18 protein-coding genes are annotated in these 19,833 nt (G+C 66.2%); 7 read left to right on the top strand and 11 right to left on the bottom strand.

Going from position 1 to position 19,833, the window contains the following annotated elements; all coding sequences use genetic code 11:
* The first annotated feature begins 136 nt into the window (after positions 1 to 136).
* Positions 137 to 952, top strand: a complete 816-nt coding sequence (locus tag LK540_RS18270; protein ID WP_229438738.1) for a class III extradiol ring-cleavage dioxygenase — start codon at positions 137 to 139, stop codon at positions 950 to 952.
* A gap of 152 nt (positions 953 to 1,104) precedes the next feature.
* Here LK540_RS18270 and ylqF read toward each other — a convergent pair whose 3' ends face one another.
* Positions 1,105 to 2,025 (bottom strand): ribosome biogenesis GTPase YlqF, encoded by a 921-nt coding sequence (gene ylqF / locus LK540_RS18265; protein ID WP_229438858.1) that lies wholly within the window; start codon positions 2,023 to 2,025, stop codon positions 1,105 to 1,107.
* Positions 2,026 to 2,195: 170 nt separating this feature from the next.
* Here ylqF and LK540_RS18260 point away from each other — a divergent pair, with 170 nt between their 5' ends.
* Positions 2,196 to 2,477 (top strand): hypothetical protein, encoded by a 282-nt coding sequence (locus LK540_RS18260; protein WP_229438737.1) that lies wholly within the window; start codon positions 2,196 to 2,198, stop codon positions 2,475 to 2,477.
* A 295-nt stretch (positions 2,478 to 2,772) separates the two neighbouring features.
* On the opposite strand, the gene LK540_RS18255 is transcribed toward LK540_RS18260, so the two are convergent.
* From LK540_RS18255 to LK540_RS18240, 4 genes are all read right to left on the bottom strand, one after another.
* A complete protein-coding gene (locus LK540_RS18255) occupies positions 2,773 to 3,666 on the bottom strand; it encodes a hypothetical protein (protein ID WP_229438736.1) in 894 nt (297 codons plus the stop codon).
* Positions 3,667 to 3,827: 161 nt separating this feature from the next.
* On the bottom strand, positions 3,828 to 5,102 hold the full coding sequence (locus tag LK540_RS18250; protein WP_229438735.1) for a choice-of-anchor X domain-containing protein: 1,275 nt from the start codon (positions 5,100 to 5,102) through the stop codon (positions 3,828 to 3,830).
* Positions 5,092 to 5,970, bottom strand: a complete 879-nt coding sequence (locus LK540_RS18245; protein ID WP_229438734.1) for a hypothetical protein — start codon at positions 5,968 to 5,970, stop codon at positions 5,092 to 5,094. The genes LK540_RS18250 and LK540_RS18245 overlap by 11 nt, the downstream gene beginning before the upstream one ends.
* 455 nt (positions 5,971 to 6,425) lie before the next feature.
* Positions 6,426 to 7,355, bottom strand: coding sequence for a histone deacetylase family protein (locus LK540_RS18240; protein ID WP_229438733.1), 930 nt, complete (start codon positions 7,353 to 7,355; stop codon positions 6,426 to 6,428).
* Between the two features lie 170 nt (positions 7,356 to 7,525).
* Here LK540_RS18240 and LK540_RS18235 point away from each other — a divergent pair, with 170 nt between their 5' ends.
* The 5 genes from LK540_RS18235 to LK540_RS18215 all read left to right on the top strand — a co-directional run bounded on the left by LK540_RS18235 (position 7,526) and on the right by LK540_RS18215 (position 13,497).
* Positions 7,526 to 8,446, top strand: coding sequence for a MoxR family ATPase (locus tag LK540_RS18235; RefSeq protein WP_229438732.1), 921 nt, complete (start codon positions 7,526 to 7,528; stop codon positions 8,444 to 8,446).
* Positions 8,447 to 8,451: 5 nt separating this feature from the next.
* Entirely contained in the window at positions 8,452 to 9,489 is a 1,038-nt protein-coding gene (locus LK540_RS18230) for a DUF58 domain-containing protein (protein WP_229438731.1), read from the top strand.
* Entirely contained in the window at positions 9,486 to 11,507 is a 2,022-nt protein-coding gene (locus LK540_RS18225; protein WP_229438730.1) for a DUF3488 and transglutaminase-like domain-containing protein, read from the top strand. The genes LK540_RS18230 and LK540_RS18225 overlap by 4 nt, the downstream gene beginning before the upstream one ends.
* Positions 11,504 to 12,709, top strand: a complete 1,206-nt coding sequence (gene mltB / locus LK540_RS18220) for a lytic murein transglycosylase B (RefSeq protein WP_229438729.1) — start codon at positions 11,504 to 11,506, stop codon at positions 12,707 to 12,709. Before LK540_RS18225 ends, mltB begins: the two co-directional genes overlap by 4 nt.
* 440 nt (positions 12,710 to 13,149) lie before the next feature.
* Positions 13,150 to 13,497, top strand: coding sequence for a hypothetical protein (locus LK540_RS18215; protein WP_229438728.1), 348 nt, complete (start codon positions 13,150 to 13,152; stop codon positions 13,495 to 13,497).
* 117 nt (positions 13,498 to 13,614) lie between these two features.
* On the opposite strand, the gene cysM is transcribed toward LK540_RS18215, so the two are convergent.
* The 6 genes from cysM to LK540_RS18185 form a co-directional block, all read right to left on the bottom strand.
* The gene (gene cysM / locus LK540_RS18210; RefSeq protein WP_229438727.1) at positions 13,615 to 14,517 is read right to left on the bottom strand and encodes a cysteine synthase CysM; all 903 of its coding nucleotides are present in this window, start codon (positions 14,515 to 14,517) and stop codon (positions 13,615 to 13,617) included.
* 260 nt (positions 14,518 to 14,777) lie between these two features.
* Complete coding sequence (locus tag LK540_RS18205; RefSeq protein ID WP_229438726.1) at positions 14,778 to 16,148, bottom strand: M20/M25/M40 family metallo-hydrolase; 1,371 nt, start codon at positions 16,146 to 16,148, stop codon at positions 14,778 to 14,780.
* A 159-nt stretch (positions 16,149 to 16,307) separates the two neighbouring features.
* A complete protein-coding gene (locus tag LK540_RS18200) occupies positions 16,308 to 16,661 on the bottom strand; it encodes a helix-hairpin-helix domain-containing protein (RefSeq protein ID WP_229438725.1) in 354 nt (117 codons plus the stop codon).
* A gap of 266 nt (positions 16,662 to 16,927) precedes the next feature.
* Positions 16,928 to 17,905: a D-glycero-beta-D-manno-heptose-7-phosphate kinase gene (gene rfaE1, locus LK540_RS18195; RefSeq protein WP_267498836.1), complete on the bottom strand. Its 978-nt coding sequence runs from the start codon at positions 17,903 to 17,905 to the stop codon at positions 16,928 to 16,930.
* 2 nt (positions 17,906 to 17,907) lie between these two features.
* Positions 17,908 to 19,083 carry a lipopolysaccharide assembly protein LapB gene (lapB, locus tag LK540_RS18190; protein ID WP_229438724.1) on the bottom strand — a complete coding sequence of 392 codons (1,176 nt, stop codon included), beginning with the start codon at positions 19,081 to 19,083 and terminating at the stop codon, positions 17,908 to 17,910.
* Positions 19,084 to 19,151: 68 nt separating this feature from the next.
* Complete coding sequence (locus tag LK540_RS18185) at positions 19,152 to 19,460, bottom strand: lipopolysaccharide assembly LapA domain-containing protein (protein ID WP_229438723.1); 309 nt, start codon at positions 19,458 to 19,460, stop codon at positions 19,152 to 19,154.
* Between the last annotated feature and the right edge of the window lie 373 nt (positions 19,461 to 19,833).

Here is a 19,833-nt window from a genome sequence, read left to right as displayed (position 1 = left end):
CGTCAGCGATGCTTTTGTAGGGTGGGCACCTGTGCCCACGCGGTCTCATCGCATGATCATCGGCGCCTCCACTGGCAACGCCCGCACGCCGGATCGGCTACCATCAAACTCTGTCGCCACATGAAGGAGTTCCGCCATGCCCACCCGCCTGCCCACCTATTTCGTCTCCCACGGCGGCGGCCCCTGGCCCTGGCTGAAAAAGGAATTCGGCAACGCCTACGACAAGCTGGAAGCCTCCCTGGTCGACATCCCGCGCCAGTTGAAGGTGCGTCCGAAGGCCGTGCTGGTGGTGACCAGCCACTGGGAAGCACCACGCTTCATGGTCTCGTCATCGAACGCACCTGGCATGATCTACGACTACGGCGGCTTCCCGCCGCATACCTACCAGGTAAGCTACCCCGCCCCGGGCGACCCGCAGCTGGCGGCGCGCGTGGCGGCCCTGCTGAACGAAGCCGGCCACCCGGCCGCGCTGGACGCCGAACGCGGCTTCGACCACGGCACCTTCTCGATGCTGTATCCGGTGTATCCGCAGGCCGACATGCCGGTGGTGCAGCTGTCGCTGCGGCGCGATCTCGATCCGCTGGCCCACGTCGGGGCCGGGCGCGCGCTGGCGCCGCTGCGCGACGAAGGGGTGCTGATCATCGGCAGCGGGCTGTCCTTCCATAACCTACGCCAGTTCGGGGCGAGCGGGCGCGAGGCGTCGCACGGGTTCGATGGGTGGCTGAACCGGACCTTGCTGGACCTGGCGCCGGCCGAGCGGACGGCGGCGCTGCTGCGCTGGGATGAGGCGCCGTCAGCCAGGGCGGCGCATCCGAGGGAGGAGCATTTGATTCCGTTGATGGTGGCGCTGGGGGCGGCGGAGCAGGAACGGGCTGAGAACGTGTATCACGAGGATGCGTTCTTTGGCAGCCTGGCGGTGTCGAGTTTCAGGTTTGGGGAGGTGGAAGCGTAGGTGGCTGATCACTTGGACGCCATAGCGGTATGCCACCGATACGATAGGGAAAACCGCAGCCGCGACGCATGCTTCCGCGTGGGCACAGAGTGCCCACCCTACGATTTAAGTCACGGACTGCGGTGACGCCGGTGGAATGCCGGCGTCGAGACTTACGTGCCGCGCTTGCCGCGGGCGGCTTCTTCGGCCTTGGCGGCGGCCTTTTCGGCGGCGATGCGCGCCTTTTCGGCCATGGCGATTTCATGGGCGGCGATGCGGGCGGCGCGGGTTTCCGGGGTTTCCAGGCTAATGCGGCCCAGGGCGCCGCTGCGGTAGTCGTGCAGCAGCACGTGCGCCGCCTTTTCGACGTCGAACTCGCCGCCGCGCACGCGGAAACCACGGCGCGCCGCGACGTTTTCCACCACCGCGATGCCGTCCATGCCCTCGGTCTTGAAGCCGTAGCGCGCGGTGAGCAGCTGCGGGTAACGCTCCAGCAGCAGGTCGCCCAGGAAGAAGGCGACCTCCTCCTCGATCAGCGCATTGGTGCCGATCGCGTGGCTGGCGGCCAGCATCATGCCGTCGCTGTCCATCTCGATCTTCGGCCACATCAGGCCCGGGGTGTCGACCAGCACCGTGTGCTTGTCGAGGTACAGCTTTTGCTGGGTCTTGGTCACCGCCGGCTCGTCGCCGACCTTGGCCACGCGCTTTTTCAACAGCGCGTTCATCAGCGTCGACTTGCCGACGTTAGGAATCCCCATGATCATGATGCGCAGCGGTTTGGTCGGTACGCCGCGGTGCGGCGCCAGCGACAGCGCCAGTTGCGGGATGCGCGCCACGTCGAGCGGCTTCTTGGTCGTCATCGGATAGGCGGTCACGCCGTCCTGGGCATCGTAATAGGCTTTCCAGGCGGCGGTGGCCACCGGATCGGCCAGGTCGATCTTGTTCAGGATCTTCAGGACGGGACGCTGGCGGAACTTGCGCATCTTGTCGACCAGCGGGTTGCAGCTCGCTTCGGGCAGGCGTGCGTCGAGCACCTCGATCACGAGATCGATGTTTTCCATCTGCTCCTCCGCCTGCTTCTTGGCGGAGTTCATGTGGCCCGGGAACCATTGTATCGACATGCTGTGCTTTCCAATTCTTTCTGACGAGGCGGTATTCTACGCGGCTTGTCCCTGCCGCGTCGCCTCCTGCATGTCGGAATGTTTCCACAAGGAACGAAATCGTTTGATCTGTTGCAATAGCGACGCAGCGCCAGCCCGGCACCATGACGAGACCGGCCGCCGGTGGCCGGGTCGAGGAGAAGATCATGGGGATCGGTCGCAACGTGGAAGTGTGGATTTTCGGGGCATTCCTAGTACTGGGCCTGGTGGCCTGCCTGAGCGGCCCGGCCGAACGCGCGGCGCCCGCGCCGGTAGCGAATGCCGCGGTCGAAGGCGAGATGGCGCTGCCGATCGACCCGCGCCAGCCGATGTACACGGTGTATGTGGTCGGGAAGCGGCCGACGGCGGCGGAGAAGGCGCAGATGCGCAAAGGCAGCGCGGGTTAAAACCCGGGGCGCCAATCGTAGGGTGGGCCGGGCCGCGCTAGGCACTCCGTGCCCACGCGGTTACGTGCCCGTCCGCAGTCCGCTGCAGCGAGGCGTCGCTCGATACGCTTGCGACGAATCGAGGCGCTAACAATGCGCTTCCGATACGCCGGCATCATTCGCACGTTTCGACAGCGATGAGCGCTAACACCGCGCAGGCTTCCGCGTGGGCACTTTGTCACTGATGCCCCCGGCATCAATGACCCCACCGTACGGTTGCCGCTGCAGCCAGATCACATCGTTGCTCGTGCTTGCTTCACCGCGCCAGATTCTCCATATCCCGCCGCAGCACCGACGTGATCCCGCCCCAGTTCCGCCCCGTGTAGTGCCCGTAATCCTCCCCATCGTCGCGGAGCACCACCGAGTGATACGCCCACTTCGGCCGCCCGCCCTGGTTGTTGCCGGCGCCCAGGCTCAGGTCGTTGCAGAACCAGTCGCCCGGATTGCACAGCGAACTGCCCGAGCTCCCCGACGCACCTCCCGAACTATGGTAAGCCACCACCTCGTCGTCCTGCCCCGGCAGCGCGAACGAGTACAGGGTGCCGTTTGCGCCCGCGTACATGTAGAACCAGATGTTGCGCGTATCGTTGTGGTTGTAGAGCGCACGCGCGGTGGCCACCTTGTGCTGCTGGGCCAGCGGTTCGCTCGTGACCCAGGCGCCGATGTCGGCCAGCTCGCTGCCGCCGGCGGAACCGGCCGCCACGCGTACCCAGCGGATGTTCCAGCCGGCCTGGCTGCCGCCGGTCCCGGTGCACACGCCGGCGCCATTCGCCTGGCCGTTGGTCACCGGCCGCGCCGAGCCGCCGTAGTTGGCCAGGGTATAGCCGACCAGCATGTCGCCGGCGCTGTGGACGGCGATGTAGCACCAGTTCTGCCCGGTGCAGAAGCAGTCCAGCGCATTGCGGACGTAGCCGCTTTGCGAGGCGATGCCGCTCCTGCCGTCCCAGTTGACCGACTTCTTGTTGACGCCGGCCGGCGTGGCGTTCGGGCCGAAGTAGGCGAAATCATTGTAGTTGCCGATGGCGCCGCCGCCGGTGCGGCCGTGGACCCACAGGGTGTAGTTGGTGGCGCTGGCCACGCCGGCGGCAAGCATGCCGGGCAGGCACAGCGCAAGTGCGAGTTGACGCGAACCGCGTGCAGGACGTCCCATGTCTTCCTCCGTGTTGTTGTAACGGCCATCGAACAACGTGGGAGGCGCTGCGTCAATCGCGCGCAGCGTGGGCGTCGTGGGAAGGATACCGAACAGCGCGCAGCAACGGGTGGCGGCATCGAAACGCCTCCACCCTGGCGCAGGCATGGCTCAGGTTTGCACTAGCGCGCCGGCGTCCCGCACTCGCTCGGCGGCAGCGGTTGCGACGGATCGAAGGCGGCCAGGCTGTCGCGCGCCAGCTTGCGGTCCTTGCCGAACTCGGCCAGGTAGCGCTCGCGTTCCTCGCCGCCGGCCTCGGCATCCGAGATGCCGTCCAGCGACTGCGTCCGGCTCTTCAGCACCGGCCCTTCCAGGCGCGGCATCAGCTCGCGGTCGGGGTCGGTGTTTTCCTTCAGCAGGTAGCCGTCGACGTCGCGCAGCGTGAGCGGCAGGGCCGGCGCGCCGTCGTGCATCAGCTTGCCGAACACGGCCAGCTTGATGTCGTTCGGTCCCGGCCCCAGCACCTCGTTGAAGGTGGCCAGCGCGAACGGACGCCCTTTGGCATCGTCGATGCGCCCGGTCACCACATAGCGTCCCGGCGTGCGCACGTCGGCGCGCAGCACAAAGGCGAGCGAGCCGTCGGCCACGACTTCGCGCGGCGGCCCGGCCCATACCGCCGGCAGCTTGGGCGAATAGATGACGTCGAAGATCAGCGCGCCGTTCTTCCCGCCGGCCGTATAGCGCACCTCGGTGCGGATGGTGCCGTGGAAGCCGGCCAGTCCGGTCTGGGCCGGCGTGAGCACGGCGGCAAAGGCGCCGTCGCCGGCCACCGGGTCGGCGCCGCCGCCATCGTCGGCAAAGGCCAGCGCCACCTGGGCGGTCGGGCGCGCGCCGGTCGTCATCAATCCGGCGGCCACGGCGCGCGTGACCACCAGCGGCACCAGCGTGCCGTCGGGCGCCACCGCGCGCAGCGAAAAGGCGACCGACTCGTTGGCCGCCATGTAGACGCGCGACTGCGAGGTCTGCAGCAGGATGTTGGGGTCGCTGTTGCGATCGCTTGTCCGCATTGGCGTCATTTCGGTAACCGGCTTGTTCGGGTAGGCCTGATCGGGATTCTGCGACATCGGCCGGGAGCCGGCCGGGTACTTGCTGCCTTCGAGGTAGCTGCAATAGGTGTGATCCGTCAGTTGCACGTGCTCGATCAGTTGCTGGCGGCGCCGGGCGCGCTCGGCGGCGGACGGCTGCGCCGGCTGGCCCTCGACCTGGCCGAAGAACTGCGGCCCTTGCGGAGAAGGCGCCCCCTGCGTAACGGCGGCCGGCGCCGCAGCCTCGCCCGGCCCGCGCCAGGCCAGCCAGGCGACGGCCGCGACCAGCACCGCCAGCAGCGCCAACGGCAGCCAGCGGCGCAGGAAAGACGGGCCGCCGCCCGGGCGGCCCTGTGGACGCTCAGAGGGCACTGTTCACCACGGCATTGCGCACGACACCGACGATGCCGCCCCAGTTGCCGTTCGCGTAGTGGTTATAGGCCTCGGCATCGTCGCGGAAGCTGACCGAGTGGAAGTTCCACTTGGCCGAGCCGCCTTCGTTGGCCGCCGTGCCCAGGGTCAGGTCGTTGCACAGCCAGTCGCTCGGGTTGCAGTAGGAGCCGCCCGAGGTGCCGGCCACGCCGCCGGTGCTGTGGTAGGCCACGGCTTCGTCGTCCTGGCCCGGCAGGATGCCGGAATAGGCGGTGCCCTTGGCGCCGGCGTACATGTAGAACCAGATGTTGTGGGTGGTGTTGTGGTTGTACATGGCGCGCGCGGTGGTGGTCTTCAGGTCCTTGACCAGAGGTTCCGACACGGCCCAGGAGCCGACGTCCGACAGTTCCGAGCCGCCGCCCGCGCCCGATGCCGCGCGCACCCACTTGATGTTCCAGCCGGTCTGCGAGCTGCCGTCGGTATTGCCGCACACGCCGGATGCGTTGGCGCTGGCGTTCTTCTTGACGCGCGCCGAGCCGCCGTAGTTGGCCAGGGTATAGCCGAGGATCAAATCGCCGGCGCTGTGGGTGGCGATGTAGCACCAGTTGCCGCCGGTGCAGAAGCAGTCGAGCGCGTCGCGGATCTTGCCGCTTTGCGAAGCGATGCTGCTGCGGCCGTCCCAGTTGACCGACTTCTTGTTGACGCCGGCCGCCGTGGTGCCGGGGCCCCAGTAGGTGAAGCTGTTGTAGTTGCCGACCACCCCGCCGCCGGTGCGGCCGTTGATCCACAGCGTGTAGTTGGCCGCCGCCGCAATGCCGGATGCGGCCATCAGGCAGAGCGCCATGGCCATTTGAAGTGCTTTCTTCACAATCTCCTCCTTGTCTGAGTGGACGCCTGTTTCGGTCGCCATCGCTGCCGGCTGACGCAGGCGCAGCCGCTTGTTACGGCTGGGCTGACTGTATGCCGCGTATGTATGAGTGTCAATTGCACACGTGAAAGGACGAGGATGGTTTGTGGATGTGTGGTGTTAACGCCAGTGCAAGATGAGTCGTGCGGCTACCGATAATGTTGGCAGGCGCGATCGTAAGGTGGGCACCCTGTGCCCACGCGGAACGACGATCAATGTTGGCATCCTCTATTCGATAACGATGCACCACGCCGGCGTATCAAAAGCATCTCGCTAACGTATCGTCGAGGATAAAAGCCGCGGAGCGAGCATTAACGGCCAACGGTTCAAGGACACGCACGTAACCGCGTGGGCACGGAGTGCCCACCGTACGGTCGAAGCCGTCACCAATGCGGCATCAGCGGCTAGGATTGGTGCTAGTCCAGCTCGGCCAGCACCTTCAGATGCGCCACCACGCTGCGCCCCAGCGACGACAAGTCATACCCCCCCTCCAGGCAACTGACGATCCTTCCCTGCGCATGCTCCCTGGCCACCGCCATCACCTCGCGCGTGATCCACGCATAATCCGCCTCGACCAGGTCCATGCCGCCCATGTCGTCGTCGCGGTGGGCGTCGAAGCCGGCGGAGATGAAGATCATCTGCGGCCGGAACGCGTGCAGGGCCGGCAGCCACTGGTCGCGGACCACGTCGCGCACCACATCGCCGCCGCTGCGCGCCGCCACCGGTACATTCACGCTGGTGGCCGTGATCGGCTCCGGTTCGGAATACGGATAGAAAGGATGCTGGAAAAAGCTCGCCATCAGCACCCGCGGGTCGCCCCGGAAAGCGTCGGCCGTGCCGTTGCCATGGTGGACGTCGAAGTCGACGATCGCCACCCGCGCCAGGCCATGCACCTCGAGCGCGTGGCGCGCCGCGATCGCCACATTATTGAACAGGCAAAAGCCCATCGGCTCCTTCGGCGTGGCGTGGTGCCCCGGCGGGCGCACCGAGCAGAAGGCGTTGGCGATGCTGCCGGCGATCACGGCGTCGGTCGCCGCCACGGCCGCGCCGGCAGCGCGCAGTGCGGCCCCGTAGCTGGCGTGGCACAAAATCGTGTCGGCGTCGAGCGGATAGAACTCGCCTTCCACCGGCACATGGTCGCGCACCAGCGCCAGCGCGCCCGGCGTGTGGTTGCGCAGGATGGACATTTCCTCGGCCAGCGGCGCCAGGCGCCGTTCGACCAGGCCGTCGAGCCGAGCCAGGATGAGTTGGTCCTCGATGGCCTGGAGCCGGTCGGGCGACTCCGGGTGCCAGTCGCCCATGTCGTGCTTCAGGCAATCGGGGTGGCTGAAAATAGCTGTGCTCATGGTGCGCTCGTCAAGCGTGGGTGACTGCCCTGCTCATCCATACACCGGAAATATCCGTTCTCGCATAGAATCATCCGGACGGCCCTCCCCGCGTGGAAGAATAGTTGCCAATATCGCTAATCTACCATGCCGCCCGGGCCGTCGCACCATTCGACCATGGGAACCCAAGCATGTTCAACAAATTGCACGCCGCCGCCCGCCAGGTCGGCCAGATCGTCGTCGGCAAGGACCAGCAGGTGCGGCTGGCCTTTACCTGCCTGCTGGCCGGCGGCCACCTGCTGATCGAGGACGTCCCCGGCGTCGGCAAGACCACGCTGGCGCACGCGCTGGCCCTCTCGCTCGGCCTGAAATTCAACCGTGTCCAGTTCACCAGCGACCTGCTGCCGGCCGACGTGGCCGGCATCTCGGTCTACGAGCGCGAAAAGAACGGCTTCGTGTTCCACCCCGGCCCGATCTTCACCCAAGTGCTGCTGGCCGACGAAATCAACCGCGCTACGCCGAAAACGCAATCGGGCCTGCTGGAGGCGATGGAAGAACGCCAGGTCACCTTCGACGGCGTCACGCGCGATCTGCCGGAACCCTTTTTTGTCATCGCCACGCAAAACCCGGCGCACCAGGTCGGCACCTTCCCGCTGCCCGAGTCCCAGCTCGACCGCTTCCTGATGTGCCTCTCGCTCGGCTATCCCGACCCGGCCGCCGAACGCGCCCTCCTGCTGGGCGAAGACCGGCGCGCCATGCTGCGCACCCTGCAGGCGGCCACCAGCCCGGCCGAACTGATGGAGGCGCAGGCCGCGCTGCGGCGCATCCACGCCTCGCCCTCGCTGGTGGATTACGTGCAGGCTCTGGCCCAGGCTTCGCGCCAGGGCACGCTGTTCGCCGAAGGCCTGTCGCCACGCGCCACCCTGGCCCTGCTCCAGGCCGGGCGCGCCTGGGCCGCGCTCGAAGGCCGCGACCACGTGCTGCCGGAAGATATCCAGGCGGTGCTGGTGCCGGTCTGCGCGCACCGCCTGCGTCCGCTGCGCTCGGCGCAAGGCATGGCCCTGGCCAGCCGCGACCTGGTGCTGCAGCTGCAGAAATCGGTGCCGGTATAAGCGCCATGGCGCAGGCACAGGCAGACACCGCGGGCTCCTTCCTTGGCCGGCTGCGCCGCAAGGCGGGCAGCCGCCTGGTGCGCGAACGCGATACGGGATCGCTGCTGCTCGGCCAGCGCCGCATCTATATCCTGCCGACCGGGCCAGGGCTGGGCTTCGGCGCCCTGATCCTGGTGCTGCTGATCGGCTCGATCAACTACAACCTGGGCCTGGGCTATGCCCTCACCTTCATGGCCCTGTCCTGCGCCCTGGTCGACATGGTGCTCACCTGGCGCAACCTGGCCCACCTGGTGCTCACGCCGGGCCGCGCCCCGAACGTGTTCTCCGGCCAGGAGGCGCCGTTCGAACTGCAACTGGCCAACCCCGGCCCGCGCACGCGCTACGCGGTGTGGGTCGACCTCGCCGGCGTGGCCGAGCCGCGCCACGTGGCCGACGTGCCGGCCGGCTCCAGCGCGAGCGTGCGCATCGCCGTGCCGACCGAACACCGGGGCTGGCTGGCGGCGCCGCGCCTGACCCTCAGCACGCGCTTTCCGCTCGGCCTGTTCCGCGCCTGGGCCTACTGGCATCCGGACCTGCACGGGCTGGTGTATCCCTTCCCCGAGGAAGGCGCGCCGCCCCTGCCCCAGGTGGCGGGCGGGCGCAGCGACGGCACGGGCCAGGCCGGCAGCGACGATTTCGCCGGCGTGCGCCCCTACCAGCCGGGCGACTCGATGCGGCGCCTGGCCTGGCGCCAGATCGCGCGCCTCGACCCGGCCGAGGGCGGCCAGCTCGCCACCAAGCATTTCGAAGGCGGCGCGCGCGACGAACTGGTGCTCGACCTGGCCGCGCTGCCGGCCCAGCTCGATCTGGAGGCGCGCCTGTCGCGCTTGACGCGCTGGGTGCTGGAAGCGGAAAGCCGCGCCCTGCCCTATGCCTTCCGCGTCGGCGCCGACCGCTACGACGCCGGCAATGGCGCGGCGCACCAGGCGGCCTGCCTGCGCGCCCTGGCCCTGTATGGAAACCCCGGCAACCCCGGCAACCCGGGACAGGGAGGCGCACCATGAACCTGGCGCGCCTGTCTACCCTGCCGCGCGATAAAGCCGACACCCTGCTGCTGCTCGCCAGCGCGCTGCTGGTACTGGTCCCGCATACCCTGCACCTGCCGCTCTGGGTCTCGCTGCTGTGCGGCGCCACCCTGGCTTGGCGCGCCGCGATCACCCTGCGCGGCAAGCGCATGCCGCCCAGCCTGATCCTGATTCCGCTGGCGGCCGGCGCCATGCTCGGCGTGATGCACACCTACCAGACCCTGCTCGGGCGCGATGCCGGGGTTGCCATGCTGGTGCTGCTGGTGGCCTTCAAGATGCTGGAGATGCATGCGCGGCGCGACTTGTTCGTGGTGGTCTTCCTGTGCTTCTTCCTGGTGCTGACCAACTTCTTCTACGAGCAGGGCATCGCCACCGCGCTCCTGATGTCGGCCTCGGTGCTGCTGCTGTTCACCACCCAGATGAGCTTCCAGTTCACCGGCAGCGTGCCGCCGCTGCGCGAACGCTTCCGGATGAGCGCGCGCATGCTGGGCCTGGCCGCGCCCGTGGCCCTGGCTTTGTTCTTCCTGTTCCCGCGCATCCAGGGGCCGCTCTGGGGCCTGCCGGGCGATGCCAACGGCGCGCGTTCGGGCCTGTCCGAGACCATGGCGCCGGGCATGCTGGCGAACCTGGCGCAGTCGCCGGAAACCGCCTTCCGCGTGAAGTTCGAGGGCGCGCCGCCGGAGCGCGAGCAGCTGTACTGGCGCGGCCCGGTGCTCGGCGACTACGACGGCCGCACCTGGACCAGGCTCAGTCCTGCACAGCGCGGCCCGGCGCAGCGCCAGGCGCTCGTGAACCGGCGCCTGCCGCTGTCGGTGGCGGGCGAGCCGCTGCGCTACGAAGTCACGCTGGAGCCGGCCAACAACCGCTGGCTGTTCGCGCTCGAGATGCCCGAACGCCTGCCGGCGATCACCGGGAACGCCGCCCAGCTGTCGGGCGAAGTCGAGATGACGACCCTGGCGCCGATCGACAGCCGGCTGCGCTACCAGGTCTCTTCCTTCATCCATTACCGCCTGCAGGCCGACGGCTTGCCGCAGGATGCCGACCAGTGGCTGCAGCTGCCGGCCGACAGCAATCCGCGTGCGCTGATGGCCGGCCTGCAGCTGCGCGCCATCCCCGACCCGGGCCGGCGCGTCGAATCGGTGCTGCGCGGCTTCCGCACCGAGAACTACGTCTACACCCTGAACCCGCCGCTGCTCGGCAAGGACGCCGTCGACGGTTTTTTGTATGGCAGCCGCGCCGGCTTTTGCGAGCATTACGCCGGCGCCTTTGTGTTCCTGATGCGCGCCGCCGGCGTGCCCGCGCGCGTGGTCACCGGCTACCAGGGCGGCGACATGAATCCGCTCGACGGCTACCTCACCGTGCGCCAGTCCGATGCCCACGCCTGGGCCGAGGTGTGGCTGGCGCGGCGCGGCTGGGTGCGCATCGACCCGACCGCGGCGGTGGCGCCGGAACGGGTGCAGCGCGGGCTGGAGGGCGCGGTGCCGCCGCGCCCGCCCTTCGGCATCGAAGGCCTGGGCCGCTTCATGAGTATCGACGGCGAAGCCAACCCCTGGCTGGTGCAGATGCGCTACGCGGCCGGCGCCATGAACAATGGCTGGAACCAGTGGGTGCTGAACTACACGCCGCAGCGCCAGCGCGGCATGGTCGAGCAGCTGCAGTCGTCGCTGCTGGACTGGCGCCTGCCGGCCTGGCTTGCCTCGCTGGCAATTCTGTTGTTGCTGGTACGCACCTGGCGCCGCCGGCGCGGGATCGATCCGATCGATGCGCTATACTCGGCCCTGTGCACGCGCCTGTCCCGGCTGGGGCTGGCACGCGCGCCGGACGAAGGCCCGCATGCCTACGCCGAGCGGATCGGCGCGGCGGGCCGGCTGGCGCCGGGCGCGCAGGCCGCCGCGCAGGACTTCCTGCGCCGCTACAGTGCCTGGCGCTATGCACCGCGCCGCGCCGATGCCGATCTCGCCGCGACCCTGAAGCGCTTACTTTCCCAAGTCAGATGAAACAGTTCGTACCCGCATTTGCATCCCTGTTCGCAGCGTTCGTCCTCTCGGCAGCACCGCTCCACCAGGCTGGCGCCGCCGAGCCCCATCATGCCAAGGCGGCCAAGGCCACCAAAACGGCCAAGGCGAGCAAGCCGGCGAAGGCCAAGGTCGCCAAGCCGAAAGCCAAACCCGCCAGGAAAGCGCCGGCCGTGGCGGCCGCGGCCGCAGCCAAAACCATCGACTACGACGGCGAGCAGGTGAATTTCGCCGAGTGGCAGGCAGTGCGCGACTTCGGCGACGAGATGGTGGCCAAGCACGGTTTCGAGCGCGGCGAGATGGATGCGCTGCTGCGCCAGGTGCGCTTCGTCGAGTCGGCGGTGCAACTGGTGAAACCGGCGCCGCCGGGCAAACCGAAGAACTGGCAGGCCTACAGCGAGCGCTTCATCGAACCGATCCGCATCAACGCGGGGGTGCGCTTCTGGAACGAGAACGCCGAAGCGCTGGCCCGTGCCGAGGCGACCTATGGCGTGCCGGCGGAGATCCTGGTCGGCATCATCGGCGTGGAAACCGTGTACGGCCGCGATACCGGACGCTTCCGCGTGATCGACACCCTGACCACCCTTGCCTTTGCCTATCCGGAAGCACCGAACCGGGCGGCGCGCGCCGCTTTCTTCCGCAGCGAGCTGGAACAGGCCCTGCTGCTGGCGCGCCACGAAAAGATCGACCCGTTCTCGCTGCTGGGTTCGTTTGCCGGCGCCGTCGGCCTGCCCCAGTTCATGCCAGGGAATATCCTCAAATATGGCGTCGACTTCGATGGCGACGGCCATATCGATCTGCGCGGCTCGACCGCCGACGCCATCGGCAGCGTGGCCAACTTCCTGATCCAGCACGGCTGGAACCCGCTCGACAAGGCCCCGACCGTGCTCCAGGTATCGGTGGCGCCGAGCCGCGCTTGGGAACCCTTGCTGGAGCGTGGCCTGAGCGCCACCCTGCGCGCCGAGGAATTGCTGGGCGCCGGCATCACGCCCGACGTGCCGCTGCCGGGCGAGCGCCTGTACGGCCTGGTCGACTTGCAGAACGGCGCCGAGGCGACCGAATACTGGGCGGCCAGCGAGAACTTCTTTGCCATCACCCGCTACAACCGCAGTTACTTTTATGCGATGTCGGTGCTCGATTTGGGCCGGGCGGTGCGCGAAGCGCGTTCGGATGCACTCTTATAAAGCGCGAAAGTTGTAACAGCCTGTAACGCCTTTCGCTTAAGTTTGTTCTAATAAACTCTTTTTGACACCGGGTACTCCCCCGGTGTACCCCTCGTGTTTTCTTTTCTATACTCTATGGAAACTTTCCATGGAGCTGCATACCCCCCAAAGTCTTGTCAATCGAGCATATCAATTTGAAACGTGCGGCAGGTAAAACCTGTTTCCTTTACACTCAAGTTTAACGAAAAAACAATTATTTTTTCCGTGAGTTTGTGAGAGAATTGCATTGCGGCTATTGTTGCGACTAGACAACAAACAGAGACTTTACTACCGAATTCTATTGCTCATAAGTACTAGACTCAAAAATAGTTGTACAATTGAGTAGATTTTTTCGAAAGACCTTCCGGAATCGAACCGCCGCTAGCGACTTTCCGTAAACCCATATAGGAATTATTCAAATCATGACAAACCAAGTCGGCATTGATATGAACAGCGATGCGGAATCGGACGAACTGCTGCAATACAACCCGAACCGCCTGCTGGACACCCTGATCGAGAACCTGCGCCTGAAGAACGACGCCGCCCTGTCGCGCGCCCTGGAAGTGGCGCCGCCGGTGATCTCGAAAATCCGCCACCACCGCCTGCCGGTCGGCGCTTCGCTGCTGATCCGCATGCACGAAGTCAGCGACCTGTCGATCCGCGACCTGCGTTACCTGATGGGCGACCGCCGCAACAAATTCCGCATCAGCGACAAGCAGTTCAAGCCGAAAGAAGGCGCAGCGCCGTCGAGCGGCAGCGACCAGTCGTAATCGGCTGTTTCGGGCTGAGCGCCCGATCTTGCGTTAATCTTGCGAGAAAAACAAAAGGAGCCTTGTGGCTCCTTTGTCGTTTGTACACCGCCTGCCACGGCAGGCTGGCCGCCCTGCTCAGGCAGGGAACACGCCGGTCGACAGATAGCGGTCGCCGCGGTCGCAGACGATGAACACGATGGTCGCGTTCTCGACGGTCTGCGCGATGCGCAGCGCCACTTCGCAGGCGCCGGCGGCCGAGATGCCGCAGAAGATGCCCTCTTCCGCCGCCAGCCGGCGCGCCATCTGCTCGGCTGCGGCCTGGCTCACGTTTTCCACCTGGTCGACGCGGCTCTTGTCGAAGATCTTCGGCAGGTAGGCTTGCGGCCACTTGCGGATGCCGGGGATCGACGAGCCTTCTTCCGGCTGGGCGCCGACGATGCGCACGTTCTCGTTTTGTTCCTTCAGGTAGCGCGACACGCCCATGATGGTGCCGGTGGTGCCCATGGCGCTGACGAAATGGGTGATGCGGCCTTCGGTGTCGCGCCAGATTTCCGGACCCGTGGTTTCATAGTGGGCCAGCGGATTGTCCTGGTTGGCGAACTGGTCGAGGATGATGCCCTTGCCGTCCTTTTGCATCTGCTCGGCCATGTCGCGCGCGTATTCCATGCCGCCGGTCTTCGGGGTCAGGATGATTTCGGCGCCGTAGGCCGCCATACTCTGGCGGCGCTCGATCGACAGATTGTCGGGCATGAGCAGGACCATCTTGTAGCCGCGGATCGAGGCGGCCATCGCCAGCGCGATGCCGGTGTTGCCCGAAGTGGCCTCGATGATGGTGTCGCCCGGCTTGATCTGGCCGCGCGCCTCGGCGTGCCTGAGCATCGACATGGCAGCGCGGTCCTTCACGGAACCCGCCGGGTTGTTGCCTTCCAGTTTGCCGAGGATGATGTTGTTGCGGGCGGCAATCTCAGCGCCCGGCAGGCGCACGAGCTGCACCAGCGGGGTGTTACCGATCGTATCTTCGATGGTCTTGTAGGCCATGTTCGCTCTCTTGCGGTTCCTTAAAACACCATTTTAAACCGGGAAGCATGGGAGCGTTCGAGAGGCGATGGTTTCGTAGGGTGGGCACCTGTGCCCACGCGGTCTCATCGTCTGCATGGTGACACACTGACCGAGGACCGCCGACGTTCGCGTTATGTTTGATGTTGCGGAACGCATCGGTACCATACCGCGTGGGCTCGAGAGCCTGGCGCGGCCCGGCCCACCCTACGAAAATCACACGGCGCAAGCGCCGTGCACGATCAGCGCAGCGGTGCCGGGTAGGTCGCCGGGCTGACGTTGCCGTCCTTATCGATCGCCTGCACGCCGAAGAACACATTGTCCTTCGACAGCTTGACCGTGGCTTCGGTCACGTTACCCACGTACTGCGAACCTTCCCACTGCGCCGCGGTCGTATCGCGCCACACGATACGGTAACCCGCGACATCCGGTTCCGGATTCGCCGCCCAGACCAGGGTCGAATCGTTCACCAGCTTGTCGGTGCGCACCTTGACGTCTCTTGGCGCGCTCGGGGCCAGGGCCAGCGAGGCCAGGGCCGCGGCATTCACCTTCGCCACCTTGGCCGTGTAGTCGAAGTCGACGAACTCGATCAGGTCGCCATACACCTTGCCGCCTTCGGTGCGCAGGTTCTGGTGCTGGTGCGAGAAGTCCTCGTTCGGTTCGGTGAAGCGCAGCGCGGCGTAGCCTTGCTCCAGGAAAGGCATGTGGTCGCCGCCACGCAGGTAGCGGTCGTGGCGCTGGATCACGCTGACCTTGAAGCCCTTCACGTAGCGCTCGCCCTGCTCCTTCACGTGGCGCGCGAGCTGGCGCGAGATCGAATCGTTCTCGCCGCCGGTGGCGACCAGCTGGCGCACGGCGTCGCTCATCTCCTTGGTTGCCGGGATGCTCTGGGCGAACAGGCGCACCTGCTTGTTGTCGACACGGCCATCGTCGGCGCGCGAGCTGCCGATGATGTCGTTGGTAAACATGCCGGCCACGTTCAGGTTGTTGGCGCGCGCCTGCTTGGCCCAGTGGCCGGCGCCCAGCAGGCCCTGCTCTTCCGCGGCCACGGCCATGAAGACCAACGTCGCGTCGAACTTGTACTTGGCCATCACGCAGGCCATTTCCATGACCGCGGCGGTGCCCGAGGCGTCGTCGTTGGCGCCCGGCGCCTTGCCTTCGGCATCCATCACGTCGGTGTTGCGCGAGTCGTAGTGGCCGCTGACCACGTACAGGCGCTCCTTCGAGGCGTCCTGCGTGCCCGGCAGCGTGGCGACCACGTTGACGATCTCGGTCGGACGCGAGATGCGGGCCGACACCGGCGCGACATGGCTGTCGAAGCTCACCTGCAGCTTGCCGGCGCCGCAGCGCTCGAGCTCGCTCTTGATCCAGCGCCGGGCGGCGCCGATGCCGCGCGTCTCGGACACGGTATCGGACATCGTGTGGCGGGTCTCGAAGCTGACCAATTTATTGATGTAATTCTCGATGCGCTTCGGCGAGATCTCGGCGACGATCTTGTCGATCTGCGCCTGGTGACGGGTGGTGTCGGGGCCCGAGGTGGCCGGTGCGGCGACGGCGGCGCCGGCGGCGAACAGGCCGGCGACGAGGAGAGTAATGCGGCGGACGTGAGGCATGCGTTTCCTTCTTATCGTTGCGCTTCAATCAAGCAACGTATCTTCTCACGCACACGCCCGGTCTTGCAGTCTTTACAGGCGAAAAAGCTGTCTGGTCGAGTGAAGAAGGAAGGCAAGCCAGCGTAGCTGCCTGCAGCCACGCCGGCTCACCCTCTTCCATTACATGCTGGCCTTGGCGTCGGCCGGCTTGGCTTCCTTGGCACCCTTGGCCGGCTTGTCGGTCTTCGCCGCCATGGCCGCGCCTTCTTTCGCCTTGCCGTTCACCTGCAGGCCGGCTTCGGACAGCTTGGCTGCCTTCTTGTCGCCCATGCCCTTCACCCGTTTCTGCAGATCGGCCCAGTCCTTGAACTCGCCCTTGGCGCGCTCGTCCAGGATGGCTTTCGACATGCTCGGGCCCACGCCCTTCACGCCGTCGAGGGCGGCGGCATCGGCCTTGTTGACGTCGACCTGGGCGAAGGCGAAGCTGGCCGAGGCGGCCAGCGCGGCGAATGCGAGCATCAGTTGCTTGATCATGTGGTCTCCATAGTCGTGACAGGAACGGCGGTTGCCGTCCAGCGCGCTTAACGGCTGAGCGGCGAGGCTGTTGACGTGTGGAGTTTGAGGTAGATCAGAGGGGTGGGAGGGAAGGCGGCGACGGTATGGTTGCGGGCGTTTCGAGGTGCAGGAGTGGTACCGCGTGGACATAGGTGTCCACCCTACAACGGTGATGCTCGTAGGGTGGACTCCCGAGTCCACGCGGTCGCGCCTAGGCCTACCCGAGCGGGATTAGCACCGACACCTCAAGCGCCAAACAATTCCTCGCGCGTGACCGTCGCGGTGCCAAGCTTGCCAACCACGATCCCGCCCGCCCGGTTGGCGGTCGCCAGCGCCACATCCATCTGCGCGCCCGCGCCCAGCATCGCCGCCATGGTCGCGATCACGGTATCCCCGGCGCCCGACACGTCGAACACTTCGCGCGCATCGGCGTGCACGTGCAGCACTTCCTGCGCCGTGTACAAACTCATGCCCTCTTCCGAGCGCGTCAGCAATAAGGCTTCCAGGCCCAGTTCTTCGCGCAGCGCCTGCGCCTTTTGCGTCAGCTGTTCCTCGGTCTTCCAGTTGCCGACAATCCGCTTCAGTTCCGACTTGTTCGGCGTCAGGATGCTGGCGCCCGCATACGGCGAGAAATCATCGCCCTTCGGGTCGACCATCACGAACTTGCCGGCTTCGCGCGCGGCGCGGATCATCTCGGCCACGTTCACCAGGCTGCCTTTGTTGTAGTCCGAGAAGATCAGGACGTCGTAGCTCGGCAGCAGCGCCTTGAACTGGGTGAACTTGTCGCGCAACGCGGTCTCGGTCGGCGCGTCCTCGAAGTCGATGCGCACCATCTGCTGCTGGCGCCCGATCACGCGCAGCTTGATGATGGTGGAGATCGCCTCGTCGCGCTGCAGGTAGCTATGGATGCTGGAGTCGCGCAGCAGGGTTTCCACCTGGGTGCCCGCTTCGTCCTTGCCGACCACGCCCAGCAGACCGCTGTGCGCGCCCAGCGCGGCGGCGTTGCGCGCCACGTTGGCGGCGCCGCCAAGACGCTCTTCGCGCCGTTCGATGCGCACCACCGGCACTGGTGCTTCCGGCGAAATGCGCGAGACCTCGCCGAACCAGTAACGGTCGAGCATGACGTCGCCGACCACCAGCATGCGTACCGTGTCGAGCTTCTCTGGCGCCGGGCCGAGGTAATCTTCTGCCGCCAGCAGGCGGGATGGAATGACGATGTCCATGGTCAGTTCATCACGTTCAGTTCTTCGGTGCGGCGTGGCGGATAGGTTTCCCAGTTGCTGCAGCCCGGGCATTGCCAGTAGTACTGGCGCGCCTTGAAGCCGCAATGGCTGCACTGGTAGCGCGCCAGCTTCGCCGTGTAGCCGTGGATCAGGTTCTTCACCATCGACAGCTCTTCCCAGATATGGGCCGGCGCATCCATGAGGCGCGCCTCCAACAGCTTGTCCAGGCCGAGCAGGGTCGGATTGCGGCGCAACTCGTCGACCACCAGGGCCTTGGCCGCCTCCACGCCGTCGAGCTCGATCACGGCCTTGAAGATGACGTCGATCAGGTCGATCGACGAGGCTTCGGCCAGGTAGGAGCGCAGCAGGTTCACGCCCTCCTGCGGACGGCCGACGCGGCGGTAGCCGTCCATCAGGCGGCCGGCGACCAGGGCCACGTGCGGCACGCTTTGCTGCTCGACACGCTTCCAGACCGTGAGCGCGCTTTCCACCTCGCCCTGGGCCAGGAGCGCATCACCCAGCAGCATGGTGGCGCGTACGCTGTTGCGGTCGGCGTGCAGGGCCTTGTCCAGCAGCGAGAGCGCATCCGGCAGATCGCTGCGCACCAGGGCGTCCTGGGCCAGCTCGCAATAGAACTGGGCGATTTCCTTCTGGCGCGCGCCGGCGCCCGAGGATTGCAGGCCGCTGGCGGCGTCGATGGCGCGGCTCCATTCCTTTTCGCGCTGGTAAATCTCGAGCAAGGCTTTGCGTGCCTGGACGCTGTAGCTGCCTTCGACCAGGCCGTTGAAGGTTTCCTCGGCGCGGTCGAGCAGGCCGGCCTTCAGGTAGTCCATGCCGAGTTCGTACTGGGCGTGGGTGCGCTGTTCGAGCGGCAGGTCCGGGCGCGCCAGCAAATTCTGGTGGACGCGGATGGCGCGCTCGATCTCGCCGCGGCGGCGGAACAAATTACCGAGCGCAAAGTGCATGTCGGCCGTTTCCGGGTCGAGCGTGACGATCTCGATAAAGGCGTCGATGGCCTTGTCGGGCTGGTCGTTCAGCAGGTGGTTCAGGCCCTTGAAGTAGGCGCGCGGCAGGGTACGCGATTCGGAGACGAGTTGCCGGATGTCGACGCGGGCGGCGATCCAGCCCAGGCCAAAGAAGAAGGGAATGGCCAGCAGCCACCAGATTTCAGCTTCCATGAGTTTCTTTTTATGTTGTGTTACCGAGTGCGCAGTGTAGCGCAGTGTAGCGGGCTGCGCGGAGAGGGTCAGCGCGGCGTCGGCGCGACCGCGTCCGAGGCCGGCTGGGCGGCGCCGGTGCCGGCGGCGCTTTGCAGGGCCTGGATAGTGTTCTTGTGCTGCGAGGTTTCGCGGCGGTGACGGAACACGGTGGGCGTGACGGCCAGGATGCCGAGGGCGGCGCCGGCCACGAAAAAGGCGAGCAGCATCAGCACCAGCGGGCCGCGCAGTTCGTAACCGAGGAAAAAGTGAAGGTCGACTGCCTGCGTATTCTTCAGCGCGAAGCCGAAGAACAGGACGAACAGGATGAATCCTGCGATGGTGGAGACGAATTTCATCGGATGGGTTGCCTGGAGCGGTCTGCAAAGGCGCAGTGTCGCATATCTGAGCGTTTCTTTCAAAGACGCGGGCCGCGTTTCCGCACCGGTTATCGGAGGGACGTAGGGTGGGCACCCCGTGCCCACGCGGAAGCCTGCGTCATGTTGGCCGCACAAACGCCCAGCCGCGACGCCAATTTCGGGCGCAACGGGTTCGCACGAATCGAGGCCAACAATGTTCACCGTTCCGCGTGGGCACAGAGTGCCTGTTTGATACAGGGACATAGGTAACACATTGCTAGAGACATAGGTAACACCTTTTATGATCGTTGCAAGCCAACAATTTGGAGCTTGCGATGCCTTGGAAGGAGAGTTCCCTGATGTCTTCCCGTCT

Source organism: Massilia sp. IC2-278 (genome assembly GCF_020708045.1).
Taxonomy (GTDB): Bacteria; Pseudomonadota; Gammaproteobacteria; order Burkholderiales; family Burkholderiaceae_D; genus Telluria.
Note: the sequence above shows the minus strand (reverse complement) of the source record. Positions and strands in the feature narration are given on the sequence as shown.

Coding starts and splice junctions, on each gene's coding strand:
- LK540_RS18270 (WP_229438738.1), top strand. CDS start 137: ATGCCCACCCGCCTGCCCACCTATTTCGTCTCCCACGGCGGCGGCCCC.
- ylqF (WP_229438858.1), bottom strand. CDS start 2,025: ATGAACTCCGCCAAGAAGCAGGCGGAGGAGCAGATGGAAAACATCGAT.
- LK540_RS18260 (WP_229438737.1), top strand. CDS start 2,196: ATGACGAGACCGGCCGCCGGTGGCCGGGTCGAGGAGAAGATCATGGGG.
- LK540_RS18255 (WP_229438736.1), bottom strand. CDS start 3,666: ATGGGACGTCCTGCACGCGGTTCGCGTCAACTCGCACTTGCGCTGTGC.
- LK540_RS18240 (WP_229438733.1), bottom strand. CDS start 7,355: ATGAGCACAGCTATTTTCAGCCACCCCGATTGCCTGAAGCACGACATG.
- LK540_RS18235 (WP_229438732.1), top strand. CDS start 7,526: ATGTTCAACAAATTGCACGCCGCCGCCCGCCAGGTCGGCCAGATCGTC.
- LK540_RS18230 (WP_229438731.1), top strand. CDS start 8,452: ATGGCGCAGGCACAGGCAGACACCGCGGGCTCCTTCCTTGGCCGGCTG.
- LK540_RS18225 (WP_229438730.1), top strand. CDS start 9,486: ATGAACCTGGCGCGCCTGTCTACCCTGCCGCGCGATAAAGCCGACACC.
- mltB (WP_229438729.1), top strand. CDS start 11,504: ATGAAACAGTTCGTACCCGCATTTGCATCCCTGTTCGCAGCGTTCGTC.
- LK540_RS18215 (WP_229438728.1), top strand. CDS start 13,150: ATGACAAACCAAGTCGGCATTGATATGAACAGCGATGCGGAATCGGAC.
- cysM (WP_229438727.1), bottom strand. CDS start 14,517: ATGGCCTACAAGACCATCGAAGATACGATCGGTAACACCCCGCTGGTG.
- LK540_RS18205 (WP_229438726.1), bottom strand. CDS start 16,148: ATGCCTCACGTCCGCCGCATTACTCTCCTCGTCGCCGGCCTGTTCGCC.
- LK540_RS18200 (WP_229438725.1), bottom strand. CDS start 16,661: ATGATCAAGCAACTGATGCTCGCATTCGCCGCGCTGGCCGCCTCGGCC.
- rfaE1 (WP_267498836.1), bottom strand. CDS start 17,905: ATGGACATCGTCATTCCATCCCGCCTGCTGGCGGCAGAAGATTACCTC.
- lapB (WP_229438724.1), bottom strand. CDS start 19,083: ATGGAAGCTGAAATCTGGTGGCTGCTGGCCATTCCCTTCTTCTTTGGC.
- LK540_RS18185 (WP_229438723.1), bottom strand. CDS start 19,460: ATGAAATTCGTCTCCACCATCGCAGGATTCATCCTGTTCGTCCTGTTC.